General features: G+C 65.3%; 11 protein-coding genes. 7 read left to right on the forward strand and 4 right to left on the reverse strand.

The features are described from left to right. Window positions 1-27: 27 nt before the first annotated feature. Window positions 28-1,053, reverse strand: coding sequence for a choline ABC transporter ATP-binding protein (choV, locus tag P1K30_RS11430; RefSeq protein WP_275632868.1), 1,026 nt, complete (start codon window positions 1,051-1,053; stop codon window positions 28-30). After that, window positions 1,050-1,886, reverse strand: coding sequence for a choline ABC transporter permease subunit (gene choW, locus P1K30_RS11435; RefSeq protein WP_275632869.1), 837 nt, complete (start codon window positions 1,884-1,886; stop codon window positions 1,050-1,052). Before choW ends, choV begins: the two co-directional genes overlap by 4 nt. Before the next feature lie 109 nt (window positions 1,887-1,995). Between choW and P1K30_RS11440 the strand changes: the two genes are divergently transcribed. Together P1K30_RS11440 and P1K30_RS11445 are read left to right on the forward strand one after the other, a co-directional pair. After that, window positions 1,996-2,793: an MBL fold metallo-hydrolase gene (locus P1K30_RS11440; RefSeq protein ID WP_275633294.1), complete on the forward strand. Its 798-nt coding sequence runs from the start codon at window positions 1,996-1,998 to the stop codon at window positions 2,791-2,793. A 180-nt stretch (window positions 2,794-2,973) separates the two neighbouring features. After that, window positions 2,974-4,158: a heme-binding protein gene (locus tag P1K30_RS11445; RefSeq protein WP_275632870.1), complete on the forward strand. Its 1,185-nt coding sequence runs from the start codon at window positions 2,974-2,976 to the stop codon at window positions 4,156-4,158. 43 nt (window positions 4,159-4,201) lie between these two features. Here the strand turns inward: P1K30_RS11445 and P1K30_RS11450 are convergent, their stop codons facing one another. Continuing rightward, window positions 4,202-5,128 carry a choline ABC transporter substrate-binding protein gene (locus tag P1K30_RS11450; RefSeq protein ID WP_275632871.1) on the reverse strand — a complete coding sequence of 309 codons (927 nt, stop codon included), beginning with the start codon at window positions 5,126-5,128 and terminating at the stop codon, window positions 4,202-4,204. 87 nt (window positions 5,129-5,215) lie between these two features. On the opposite strand from P1K30_RS11450, the gene betI reads away from it, so the two are divergent. The 5 genes from betI (at window position 5,216) to P1K30_RS11475 (ending at window position 10,772) form a co-directional block, all read left to right on the forward strand. Next, complete coding sequence (gene betI, locus P1K30_RS11455; RefSeq protein ID WP_275632872.1) at window positions 5,216-5,797, forward strand: choline-binding transcriptional repressor BetI; 582 nt, start codon at window positions 5,216-5,218, stop codon at window positions 5,795-5,797. Further along, window positions 5,794-7,302, forward strand: a complete 1,509-nt coding sequence (gene betC, locus P1K30_RS11460; protein ID WP_275632873.1) for a choline-sulfatase — start codon at window positions 5,794-5,796, stop codon at window positions 7,300-7,302. Before betI ends, betC begins: the two co-directional genes overlap by 4 nt. A gap of 5 nt (window positions 7,303-7,307) precedes the next feature. Then, window positions 7,308-8,762: a betaine-aldehyde dehydrogenase gene (betB, locus tag P1K30_RS11465; RefSeq protein ID WP_275632874.1), complete on the forward strand. Its 1,455-nt coding sequence runs from the start codon at window positions 7,308-7,310 to the stop codon at window positions 8,760-8,762. Between the two features lie 18 nt (window positions 8,763-8,780). Beyond that, the gene (betA, locus tag P1K30_RS11470; protein WP_275632875.1) at window positions 8,781-10,430 is read left to right on the forward strand and encodes a choline dehydrogenase; all 1,650 of its coding nucleotides are present in this window, start codon (window positions 8,781-8,783) and stop codon (window positions 10,428-10,430) included. A 90-nt stretch (window positions 10,431-10,520) separates the two neighbouring features. Next, a complete protein-coding gene (locus P1K30_RS11475; RefSeq protein ID WP_275632876.1) occupies window positions 10,521-10,772 on the forward strand; it encodes an HP1242/YdcH family protein in 252 nt (83 codons plus the stop codon). On the opposite strand, the gene P1K30_RS11480 is transcribed toward P1K30_RS11475, so the two are convergent. Then, a complete protein-coding gene (locus tag P1K30_RS11480) occupies window positions 10,769-12,169 on the reverse strand; it encodes a helix-turn-helix domain-containing protein (protein ID WP_275632877.1) in 1,401 nt (466 codons plus the stop codon). The genes P1K30_RS11475 and P1K30_RS11480 overlap by 4 nt on opposite strands. Window positions 12,170-12,176: the final 7 nt, after the last annotated feature.

Raw genomic sequence — 12,176 nt, forward strand, 5'->3', positions numbered from 1 at the left:
TTTTCGTTTGTCACGGATGCGACGGATTTATCCGCGCGGGTCCAACAGTTTGGCAAGCACCGAGTCGCGGGTGATCTGCCCCGCAAGCTGGCCGTCGGGGCCTGTGACGCCAACCGGACGACCGCTGGCCGCGACACGGCTCATGACCTCGCGGATGTCGGTGTCGGGCGGCACTCGGTCTTCAATATCCTCGTGTGCCGGTACCATCACGTCGCGCGCGCACAGCACACCCAGCGGGTTCATGTGCGCCACGAAATCGGCCACGTAATCGTTCGCGGGATTGGTAAAGATCTCTTGCGGGGTGCCGCACTGCACGATCCGCCCGCCCTCCATGATCGCGATCCGGTTGCCGATCTTGAACGCCTCGTCCAGATCGTGGCTGACGAAGATGATGGTGCGCTTCAGGCGGGCCTGAAGTTCCAGCAGTTCGTCCTGCAACCGGGTGCGGATCAGCGGATCGAGCGCTGAGAAGGGCTCGTCCATCAGCAGCACCGGCGCTTCTGTCGCGAAGGCGCGAGCAAGGCCGACGCGCTGCTGCATCCCGCCCGACAGTTCGCCCACCTTGCGGTCGGCCCAGTCGGACAGGCCGACAAGGTCCAACTGCCGTTCGACCCGCCCGTCGCGTTCGGCACGGGGCATCCCGCCCAGTTCCAGCCCAAGCCCGACGTTCTCGCGCACCGTGCGCCACGGCAGCAGGCCGAACGCCTGAAACACCATCGAGATCTGTTTCAACCGCAACTCGCGCAGCAGCCGGGCGTTGGCGCGGGTCACACTGACCTCTCGGTCGCCATAGGCGACGCGGACCTCGCCGCGCGCCACCGGGTTCAGCCCGTTGACCGCGCGCAGCAGTGTGGACTTGCCCGAGCCCGACAGCCCCATCAGGACAAGGATCTCTCCCTCTGCGACCTCTAGCGAACAATCGTGCACGCCAAGCACCTGACCCGTGGCGTCCTGAATCTCGGCGCGGCTTTGGCCTGCGTCCATCAGGGGCAGGGCGTCCTTGGGATCGTCTCCGAAGACGATCGAGACATTGTCGAAGATGACGGCGCTCATTTGCGGTCCACCCGCAACATCCGGTCCAGCATGATCGCGACGACGACGATGATGAACCCGCTTTCGAAGCCCAGCGACGTGTTGACCTGGTTCAGTGCCCGGACCACCGGCACCCCAAGGCCGTCCGCCCCGACCAGCGCGGCGATGACGACCATCGACAGCGACAGCATGATGGTCTGGTTCAGGCCCGCCATGATCTGCGGAAAGGCATAGGGCAGTTCCACCTTCCACAACACCTGCCGCCCGGTGGCGCCAAAGGCGCGCGCCGCTTCCAGCAGGTGGGTCGGTGTCGACGACACACCAAGATGCGTAAGCCGGATCGGCGCGGGCAGCACGAAGATCACGGTGGCGAACAGTCCGGGCACCATGCCGATGCCGAACAGGACGATGGCGGGGATCAGGTAGACGAAGGTCGGCAGGGTCTGCATCAGGTCCAGCACCGGACGCATCGCGGCATACAGCCTTGGCCGATGCGCGGCGGCGATCCCGATGGGCACGCCGACGGCCATGCAGGCAGCGCAGGCGAACACCACCAGCGTCAGGCTTTCGGTCGTTTCCTCCCAATAGCCTTGGTTTAGAATGAACAGGAACCCGGCAGCGACGAACAGGCAGACCTTCCAGTTGCGTTGCAGCGCCCACGTCAGGGCGACGAACAGCGCGACGATCAGCAGCGGGGGCGGGGTCTGCAAAAGGTACAGCACCCATTCGATGGCGACGTCCTCCATCCAGATGGCGATGGCGTCGAACACGCCGCCGCCGACGTCCTGCAACCAGTCGAACAGGGCCTCGGCCCAGTCTCCGACGGGTATCTTGTATTCGGTCAGCCAGTTCATGTCGGTTCCCCCGGTTCCGTTCACCATGCCGTGAGGCTGGCGTGTTGGAAAGAGACAGGCCCGGTGCATGCCCTACGTGTCTCTGACCGACAACAGGGAGTTGGAAACCATGACGACACGACGGACCTTCCTTATGAGTGCTGCCGGCGCCGCCGCCGGCGCTGGCGTGATCACCATCCTGCCGTTCGACGCACGGGCCAATACCGCGGGCGGCAACACCTTTCCGACCGATGGCGGCGAGGTCGTGGTGCACCCGGTCGAGCACGCCTCGCTGATCCTCGAGACGCCCGCTGGCGTGATCTATGTCGACACCGTGGGCGATCCGGCGATGTACGCCGACATGCCGGCCCCGGACATGGTGCTGATCACCCACGAACACGGCGATCACTATAACGCCGAGACGCTTGCCGCGATCTCGGGCGAGGCGCCGATCCTAACGAACCCGGCTGTCTTCGACATGCTGCCCGAAGACCTGAAAGCCCGCGCCTCGTCGATCGCCAACGGCGAGACGACCGAGATGATGGGCGTCGGGATCGAGGCGATCCCGGCCTACAACACCACCGAAGAGCGGTCGAACTTCCATCCCGAGGGGCGCGACAACGGCTATGTGCTGACTGTCGACGGACTGACGATCTATATCTCGGGCGACACCGAGGGCACGCCGGAAATGGCGGCGCTGTCGGGCATCGACGTGGCGTTCGTCTGCATGAACCTGCCGTACACGATGGACGCCGAGGCGGCAGCCGCAGCCGTGGCCGAATTCGCGCCGAGCTACGTCTATCCCTACCACTACCGTGGGCAGGACGGCGGCACGCAGGACCCCGAGACCTTCGCCCAGATGGTCGCGGACGCCGGTGCCGAGACCGAGGTCAAACTGCATGACTGGTACAACGGCTCTTTGAGCTAACCAAAGCTACGGGCGCCCGTCGCGCCCGCAGTTGTTTCTGATGCGTAACAAATTCACCTATAAGGAGAGTATGGTATCCCGCCATAACTCTTATGGGTGAATTCTGCTATTCCTGATCTGCTTGCTTTTTAGGCTCGGCCGTTTCGTGGCCGTAACCCATTCAAAGAGAAAGTTTAGATCATGATAGAGTATGAAGTTGCCTCTGCAGGCGCGAAGCGCGAGATCCGTCCCGCCGCGCCCCGCGAACCCGCTCTTGGCCCGTTGGAACTGTTGCCCGGCACTTGGGCCAACGTGCGTCCGGAACACCGCCTGATCAATGACGACGGCAGCGAGAACCTGTTTCAGGGCGAGGGTACGCTAACCGCCGAAGGTGCCAGCCCGCTGGACGGTCGCGGCTGGAACATCATCGCGCTGCCCTTTGCCACCCCGGACCAACAGCCGAATTATCGTGTGCTGATGAACCAGTACAACGAGGTGCTGCAGTTCAAGAAGGTGGACGAGAACATCCCGAACCGGGGGATCACGCAGGTTTCGCCGCCGCAAAAGGCCGACCAGCTTGTCGCGGCGCTTGATTACGAGCAGATGATCGCGCAGATCCGGGCCGCCGATTTCCCGGTCAGCGGGGATGCGGGGGACGACCTTCTGCCGATCCACCACGAGCCGGGCTTCTTCCTGCGGATGCGCGACCAGACCATCGAGGGCACCAACATCGCGCGTCTCTCCACAATCCCGCACGGCGACTCGCTGGTGGCGCTGGGGGCCTTCACCGAAAGGCTGCACGAACTGACCGAAGCCCCGCAGATCCCCGATCTTTCGGCCCTTCCCGAAGGTGTCGGCGGCGGGCTGGAGGCCTTCGTCAACGGGATCGACCTTGATGCGCCGAACGGCCCGCGAGAGACCTACATGCTGCCCTATGCGCATTTCGCGCAGAAGCCGTTCAAGGGCGTGATCCCGTTCCCGGACGGGCAGGGCTTCAGCCCGATCAACGCGAATGCGCTGTTGCAGGCGAGCGTTCAGGAATTCGCGGACAGGATCACGAAGACGACCGTGCTTCAGATGGACACCGATGCGTTCGAGGCCGGGATCGTCAACATCCCGTTCATCGTGCGGCAGGCGAACGCCAAGGTGATGAACGTGACGTTCTGGATCATGGAACTGGACGAAATGGACGAGGACGGCGATCCCAAACTGCTTCTGGCTTATTCGCAGTTCATCATGCTGGACTTTTTCGGTCGCGCTGACGGCAAGGCGGGACAGATCCGCTGGCCGCACGTGTCGATCAATATCATGGAAAAGGTCGCCAAGCCGCCCCGGCCCGAGGACGCGGGATACCCCGCGATGATGACCGCGCGCGCGCAGTCCTGATCCGGTTCGGCGGCCCGCCCGATGCGGCGGGCCGCCGTATGCGTTACAGGTCCAGTGCGGCCTTCACCGCTTCCATCGCGTCGCCGCCGTCTTGCGTGGTCACGCCGTCAAGCCATGCATCCAGCGGTTCGGGGTTGGCCTTCAGCCACGCCGCCGCCGCGTCGTTCGCATCCTCGCCGTCGTTCAGGATGGCGCCCATGATCTCGTTTTCCATCGCCAACGAGAATTCGAGGTTTTGCAGAAGCTTACCGACGTTGGGGCATTCCTCGACGAACCCTGCCGAGGTGTTGGTGTAAACCGTGGCCCCGCCAAGGTTCGGACCGAACCAGTCGTCGCCGCCGGTCAGGTAGGACATCTCGAAATTGGCGTTCATCGGATGCGGTTCCCAACCCAGGAACACGATGGGCTCTTCGCGGCGGGTGGCGCGTTCGACCTGCGCCAGCATCCCCTGTTCCGAACTTTCCGCGACCTCGAATTCATCAAGACCGAAGGCGTTCTCGTCGATCATCGACTGGATCAGGCGGTTGCCGTCATTGCCCGGTTCGATGCCGTAGATCTTGCCGTCCAGTTCGTCGGCGAAGTTGGCGATCTCGGCGAAGTCGGTGATGCCAAGGTCCGCGGCGGCCTTGTTGACGGCCAGCGTGTACTTGGCCCCTTCAAGGTTGGCGCGGACGGTGTCGACGGTGCCTTCGTCGCGGTAGGGGGCGATGTCGGCCTCCATCGTGGGCATCCAGTTGCCCAGGAAAACGTCCACGTCGCCCTCGGCCATCGAGGTGTAGGTGACTGGAACCGACAGCACCTTCACGTCGGTCTCATACCCAAGCGCGTCCAGGATCACCGTGGTCGCGGCAGTGGTCGCGGTGATGTCGGTCCAGCCGACATCCGAGAAGGTGACGCTTTCGCAGTTGGCGAAGGCGGGCCCGGCGGCGGCGGCAAGGGCCAGTGCCGAAAGGGTGGTTTTGATGGTCATTGCTGAGCTCCCCGTTTTTCATTGATTGACGAGTCAATAATCTTCCTTCAGCTTCGCTCGGCAAGACCTTTTTCAGGAGGTGCCGGGATGCCGAAACTCGGAATGGAGCCTATCAGGCGAGCCGCGCTGGTCAAAGCGACGATCGACGAGATCGGAACGGCTGGCACTTTGGACGTGACCGTGGGACGGATCGCGCGACGTGCGGGCGTGAGTTCTGCGCTGGCGCACCACTATTTCGGCGGCAAGGACGACCTGTTCCTGGCGGCGATGCGGCATATCCTGACGCAGTACGGCGCGGCGGTGCAGGCCCGGTTGTCCAAGGCGAACGGCCCGCGCGAACGGCTGGACGCCGTGGTGCGCGCCAGTTTCGAGCAGGAGCAATTCTCGGGCCACGTCGTCAGCGCATGGCTGAACTTCTACGTGGCGGCGCAATCCTCGCCCCGGGCGCAGCGGTTGCTGAAGGTTTACCAGCGTCGGCTGCGGTCGAACCTGGTGCACGACCTGCGCCCCCTTGTCGGTGCGCGGGCTCCGGTCGCGGCCGAGACCGTCGCCGCGCTGATCGACGGGCTGTACATCCGCGCGGCGCTTGCCCCGGGTCAGTCGGCCCCCGAGGACGCCGCCGGACGGGTCTTGCGATTGTTGGACATGGTGATCGCGGAGGTAACATGAGCGGCCCGAATATCCTTATTCTTATGGTGGACCAGCTGAACGGGACGCTGTTCCCCGACGGCCCCGTCCCGTGGCTGCATGCGCCGAACCTGCGCAAGCTGGCCGACCGGTCGGTCCGGTTCGCCAACAGCTACACCGGGTCCCCGCTGTGCGCGCCGGGCCGCGCGTCCTTCATGTCGGGTCAGCTGCCCAGCCGCACCGGTGTCTACGATAACGCAGCCGAGTTCCGGTCTGACATCCCGACCTATGCCCACCACCTGCGGCGCGCGGGCTACCGCACCTGTCTTTCGGGCAAGATGCACTTCGTCGGGCCGGATCAGCTTCACGGGTTCGAGGAACGCCTGACCACCGACATTTACCCGGCCGATTTCGGCTGGACCCCGGACTATCGCAAGCCGGGCGAGCGGATCGACTGGTGGTATCACAACATGGGCTCGGTCACCGGGGCGGGCGTGGCCGAGATCACCAATCAGATGGAATACGACGACGACGTTGCCTATCAGGCGATGTCGTGGCTGTACGATGCCTCGCGCGGCGGGGACGAGCGGCCGTGGTGCCTGACGGCCAGCTTCACCCACCCGCACGACCCCTATGTCGCGCGGCGCAAGTATTGGGACCTGTACGAGGACTGCGACCACCTGCAGCCCGAGGTGCCCGCGATCCCCTACGAGGATCAGGACAAGCACTCGAAGCGGATTTTCGACGCGAACGACTGGCGCAGCTTCGACATCACCGAAACGGACATCGAACGCTCGCGCCGGGCGTATTTCGCGAATATCTCGTATCTGGACGACAAGATCGGCCAGATTTTGCAGGTGCTCGAAGACACCCGGCAAGAGGCCATCGTCCTGTTCGTCTCGGACCACGGCGACATGCTGGGCGAGCGCGGCCTGTGGTTCAAGATGAGTTTCTACGACGGCTCTGCCCGCGTCCCGATGATGATCTCGGCGCCGGGGCTGGAACCGGGGCTGGTCGACACACCGGTGTCCACGATGGATGTCTGTCCGACGCTTTGCGACCTCGCCGGTGTGGCGATGGACGAGGTGATGCCGTGGACCGACGGCGAAAGCCTGCTGCCGCTTGCACGGGGCGAGACGCGGGACGCGCCGGTGAAGATCGAGTATGCGGCGGAAGGCACCGAGGCGCCGATGGTCTGCCTGCGCAAGGGGCGGTGGAAGCTGAACCTGTGCACGCTGGACCCGGACCAGCTGTTCGATCTGGAGACAGATCCGAACGAGCTTCGGAATCTGGCCGAGTCCGCAGAACATCAAGAAACCTTGGCGGCTCTTCGCACCGAGGCGCTGAGAATGTGGGATCTGGACAAGTTCGACGCAGATGTCCGCGCCAGTCAGGCGCGCCGCTGGGTCGTTTATGAAGCATTGCGGCAGGGCGGGTATTACCCGTGGGATTACCAGCCGCTGCGCGACGCGTCCGAGCGGTACATGCGCAACCACATGGACCTGAACGTGCTGGAAGACTCGAAGCGTTTTCCGCGCGGGGAGTAGGACGGATGAGAAACGTACAACCCGAGGCGAGCCATTACATCGGCGGCGCCTATGTCGAGGATGCGGCGGGCGACGCCATCGACGTGACCTATGCCGCGACGGGCGAACAGGTCGCGACGCTTCACGCGGCGACGCCCGCGGTGGTCGACCGGGCGCTGGCCGCCGCAGAGGCCGCGCGCCGGGACTGGGCCGCGCTGCCCGGGGTCGAGCGGGGCCGCGTCCTGCGCCGCGCCGCCGACCTGCTGCGCGAACGCAATCGCGAACTGTCCGAGATCGAGACCATCGACACTGGCAAGCCGCTGCAAGAGACGCTGGTCGCTGACGCGGCGTCCGCCGCCGATGCGCTGGAATGGTTCGGCGGCATCGCCGCCACGGTGCGGGGCGAGCATCTTCAGCTAGGGGCCGACTGGGCCTATACGATCCGCGAGCCGCTGGGTGTCTGCGTCGGTATTGGCGCGTGGAACTACCCCACCCAGATCGCCGCATGGAAAGCCGCGCCCGCGCTGGCCTGCGGCAACACGATGGTCTTCAAGCCGTCCGAGGAAACGCCGCTGTGCGCGCTGAAACTGGCCGAGATCCTGACCGAGGCGGGCGCGCCTCCGGGCGTGTTCAACGTGGTGCAGGGCAGGGGGGACGTCGGCGCCGCGCTGGTCACCGACCCGCGCGTTGCGAAGGTGTCCCTGACCGGGTCCGTCCCCACTGGCCGAAAGGTCTATGCCGCCGCGGCGGAAGGGATGCGCCATGTCACGATGGAACTGGGTGGCAAATCCCCGATGCTGGTGTTCGACGACGCCGACATAGACGCGGCCGTGGGCGGCGCGATCCTTGGGAATTTTTACAGCTCGGGGCAGATCTGTTCCAACGGCACCCGCGTCTTCGTACAGTCCGGCATCCGCGACGCGTTCCTTGACCGGCTGTCCGAGCGGTTGAAAGGCGTCGTCATGGGCGACCCGCTGGACGAGGCGGTGAACTTCGGCCCGCTGGTCAGCGAGGCGCAGCTGACCAAGGTGCTGGGCCACATCCGGGACGGCGTGGCCGAGGGCGCGACGCTGGTGACTGGCGGCAACCGGGTGGACCGCGACGGCTGGTACGTCGAACCCACCGTGTTCGCTGACGTTACCGACGACATGTCCATTGCCCGGCAAGAGATCTTCGGCCCGGTCGCCAGCATCCTGACATTCGAGGACGAGGCAGAGGCGATCGCCCGCGCCAACGCCACCTCTTTCGGGCTGGCGGCGGGTGTGTTCACCGCGGACCTTGCGCGGGGCCACCGGGTCGCCGCGGCGTTCGAAGCGGGGACCTGCTGGATCAACACCTACAACCTGACCCCGGTCGAGATCGGGTTCGGTGGCGCCAAGCAATCCGGCATCGGGCGCGAGAATGGGCTGGGCGCGATTGAACATTTCTCGCAACTGAAGACCGTCTACGTCGGCATGGGGGGCGTGGATGCACCTTATTAAGACAATCGGGGGCGCGTGATGGAGGCTGATTTCGTCATCGTCGGCGCCGGGTCCGCCGGCTGTGCCATGGCCTATCGCCTGACCGAGGCGGGGCATTCCGTGCTGATCGTCGAACTGGGCGGCACCGATGCCGGGCCCTTCATCCGGATGCCCGGCGCGCTGAGCTATCCGATGAACATGAAGCGGTACGATTGGGGCTATTCCAGCGAACCCGAGCCGCATCTGGGCAACCGCCGCATGGCGACGCCGCGCGGCAAGGTGATCGGTGGGTCCTCGTCGATCAATGGCATGGTCTATGTGCGTGGCCATGCCCGAGACTTCGATACATGGGCCGAGATGGGGGCGGACGGCTGGGGCTTTGCCAGCGTCCTGCCCTATTACAAGCGGATGGAAAGCTGGCACGGACCCGAGCCGTCCGAATGGCGTGGCACCGACGGCCCGCTGCACGTCTCGCGCGGGCCGCGTGACAACCCGCTGGTGCAGGCCTTCGTCGAGGCGGGGCAGCAGGCCGGATACCCGGTCACCTCGGACTACAACGGCGCCCAGCAGGAAGGCTTCGGCGCGATGGAGGCGACGATCTGGCGCGGTCGCCGCTGGTCGGCTGCGGATGCCTACCTGAAGCCCGCGCTGCGGCGGCAGATCTGCCATCTTGTGCAGGGGCTTGCGCAGAAGGTGGTGATCGAGGACGGCCGCGCCACCGCGGTCGAAGTGAAGCAGGGCGGGCGCACCGTCACGCTGCGCGCCCGGCGCGAAGTTATCCTGTCGGCATCCTCGATCAACACGCCCAAGCTGCTGATGCTGTCGGGCATCGGCCCGGGGGCGGAACTGGCCCGCCACGGCATCCCGGTCGTCGCGGATCGCGCAGGCGTCGGGCAGAACCTGATGGACCACCTCGAGATGTACATCCAGATGCGGGCGACCCAGCCGGTCAGCCTGTATTCGTGGTGGAACCCGTTCGGCAAGGCGCTGGCCGGAGCGCAGTGGCTATTCGCCCGCCGCGGACCCGGTGCGTCGAACCAGTTCGAAAGCTGCGGGTTCATCCGGTCGCGGGCCGGGGTGGAATACCCGGACATCCAGTATCACTTCCTGCCGCTGGCCGTTCGCTATGATGGGCAGGCCGATGCCGGGGGGCACGGGTTCCAGGCCCATGTCGGCCCAATGCGGTCGGCGTCGCGCGGCGCGGTCACGCTGCGGTCGGCCGATCCGGCGGACGCGCCGATGATCCGGTTCAACTACATGAGCCACGAAGACGACTGGCGCGATTTCCGAACCTGCATCCGGCTGACGCGCGAGATCTTCGCGCAGGATGCCTTCGCCCCCTATGCGGGCGACGAGCTGTTGCCGGGGGGCGATGTCCAGTCCGATGCGGATCTGGACGACGCGATCCGCGAGCATGTCGAAAGCGCCTATCATCCCTGCGGCACCGCGCGGATGGGGCGCCGCGACGATCCGAACGCGGTGGTCGACCCGGAATGCCGGGTGATCGGCGTCGACGGGCTGCGGGTGGCGGACAGCTCGGTCTTTCCCAGCATCCCGAACGGCAACACCAACGGCCCCTCGATCCTGGTGGGCGAAAAGGCCGCGGACCACGTCCTTGGCCGCACGCCGTTGCCGCCCGAGAACCTTCAGCCGTGGATCAACCCGGCGTGGGAGCAGTCGCAGAAATAGATGTATCCGATCCTCTCTGTTTGATCCGCGTCAAAGAGCGCCCCGCTTGCGGGCGCTAAAGTCGGGGCAGACAACAGAGAGGAGACGGACATGTCCCACGTCCCGCACGAACTGACCGCCGAATTCCCGGAATTCGCCGACCGCATCCGCCAGCTGAAGCAGGACAACGCCCATTTCGCGCGCCTGCTGGAAGAGTATGGCGAGGTGAACAACACGGTGCACAACGCCGAGACGAACGTCGCGCCGATGGAGGAACTGGCCGAGATGGAGCTGCGCAAGCGGCGGATGGCGCTGAAGGACGAGCTGTATCGCATCCTCGTCGCGCCGGCAGAGATCGGTTAACCAATCCGATAGGGCAGGACCCCGCGCGTGTCGGGGTCCACGCTAAGGGGCCGTTCCAAAGGTGGGACGGCTCTTTGGTGACAGTCGCGCCGTTCGCAGATCCGGCAGGAAATGCCGATCGGTTCGAAGGCGGTGCGCCGCCCGATGTCCATCCCGTCGGCATAGACCAGCGACTCGGCGTGGCGAATCTCGCATCCAAGCTGGATGGCGTACCGCTGCACCGGCGCATGAAAGCTGCCGCCGGGTTTCGAGACCGCGCGCGATAGGCACAGGTAACGGACGCCGTCGGGTGTTTCCGCAAGCTGGCGCAGGAACCGTTCGGGCTGTTCGAAGGCCTGGTGCACGTTCCATAACGGGCAGGCCCCACCGAACCGCGCGAACTGAAGCCGCGTGGCAGAGTGCCGCTTGGTGATCGTACCCGCCTGATCCACCCGGACGAAGAAGAACGGCACCCCCTTGGCGCCGGGGCGCTGCATCGTGGACAGGCGGTGCGCCACCTGTTCCATGGATGCCCCGAACACGTCGGCCAGAACTTCCAGGTCATGCCGGTGGTCCTGCGCCGCCGCAAGAAACCGGGCATAGGGCATCAGCGCGGCGCCGGCGAAATAGTTGGCCAAGCCGATCTTCGCGATGGCGCGGGCCTCGTCGGTCTGGAACCGGGCAAGGTCCAGCGTCGCCTCGAGCAGTTCGTTGTGTGAAAGCAGCGCGACTTGGTGCAGAAGTTGGAAACGTTGGGTTTCCGCCGGACTGCGATCTGACAGGGTTAGGGTTCGGCTGTCTGGGTCGAATGAACGGACCGAGCCAGCCTTCTGAAACCGAACCGAAATCCCAAGTTTAGACAATTGCGACACCGCCGTTTCGCGCATGTCGGCATCGGGCGGGCCGGAATTTGCGAACCGTTCGGCGGCGCGGTCGATCGCATCCAGGTAGTTGTCGCAATAGTGGAAGAAGTCGCGAACCTCTTCCCAAGGAGACGGCTGCACCGTGCTGCCCTCGCGGCCCAACGCCTCGTCCAGCGAGGCCAGCCGTTCGTGGGTCTGCCGGTAGGCTTGGTGCAGACTGAGGAAGGCGCGGGCAAGGGCGGGCGCGTTCGACGCGACCAGCCGCAGATCGGCCAGCGGCGGCGCGCTTTCCGCGAAGACCGGATCGGCCAGCGCCTCGCGCATGTCGACGACGATCCGCTCGGCGTCGCCGGTCGACAGCTCTGTCACGTCCAGCCCGAACTCTTGCGCCAGCGACAACACCACCGCCGCCGAGATTGGGCGGTTGTTGTTTTCCATCTGGTTCAGGTAGGGCAGCGAAACGCCCAGCTTCTCGGCAAAGCTTTTCTGCGTCAGCTCCAGCCGGCCGCGCAGTTCGCGCAGCTTGGCGCCCGCGTACAGTTTCTGCTTCGGCATGGCTCCC

This window comes from Psychromarinibacter halotolerans (assembly GCF_029168315.1).
Classification (GTDB): Bacteria; Pseudomonadota; Alphaproteobacteria; order Rhodobacterales; family Rhodobacteraceae; genus Psychromarinibacter; species Psychromarinibacter halotolerans.

Excerpts from the sequence above, each read along its gene's own strand:
- choV (WP_275632868.1), bottom strand. The coding sequence starts at position 1,053 with ATGAGCGCCGTCATCTTCGACAATGTCTCGATCGTCTTCGGAGACGAT.
- choW (WP_275632869.1), bottom strand. The coding sequence starts at position 1,886 with ATGAACTGGCTGACCGAATACAAGATACCCGTCGGAGACTGGGCCGAG.
- P1K30_RS11440 (WP_275633294.1), top strand. The coding sequence starts at position 1,996 with ATGACGACACGACGGACCTTCCTTATGAGTGCTGCCGGCGCCGCCGCC.
- P1K30_RS11445 (WP_275632870.1), top strand. The coding sequence starts at position 2,974 with ATGATAGAGTATGAAGTTGCCTCTGCAGGCGCGAAGCGCGAGATCCGT.
- P1K30_RS11450 (WP_275632871.1), bottom strand. The coding sequence starts at position 5,128 with ATGACCATCAAAACCACCCTTTCGGCACTGGCCCTTGCCGCCGCCGCC.
- betI (WP_275632872.1), top strand. The coding sequence starts at position 5,216 with ATGCCGAAACTCGGAATGGAGCCTATCAGGCGAGCCGCGCTGGTCAAA.
- betC (WP_275632873.1), top strand. The coding sequence starts at position 5,794 with ATGAGCGGCCCGAATATCCTTATTCTTATGGTGGACCAGCTGAACGGG.
- betB (WP_275632874.1), top strand. The coding sequence starts at position 7,308 with ATGAGAAACGTACAACCCGAGGCGAGCCATTACATCGGCGGCGCCTAT.
- betA (WP_275632875.1), top strand. The coding sequence starts at position 8,781 with ATGGAGGCTGATTTCGTCATCGTCGGCGCCGGGTCCGCCGGCTGTGCC.
- P1K30_RS11475 (WP_275632876.1), top strand. The coding sequence starts at position 10,521 with ATGTCCCACGTCCCGCACGAACTGACCGCCGAATTCCCGGAATTCGCC.
- P1K30_RS11480 (WP_275632877.1), bottom strand. The coding sequence starts at position 12,169 with ATGCCGAAGCAGAAACTGTACGCGGGCGCCAAGCTGCGCGAACTGCGC.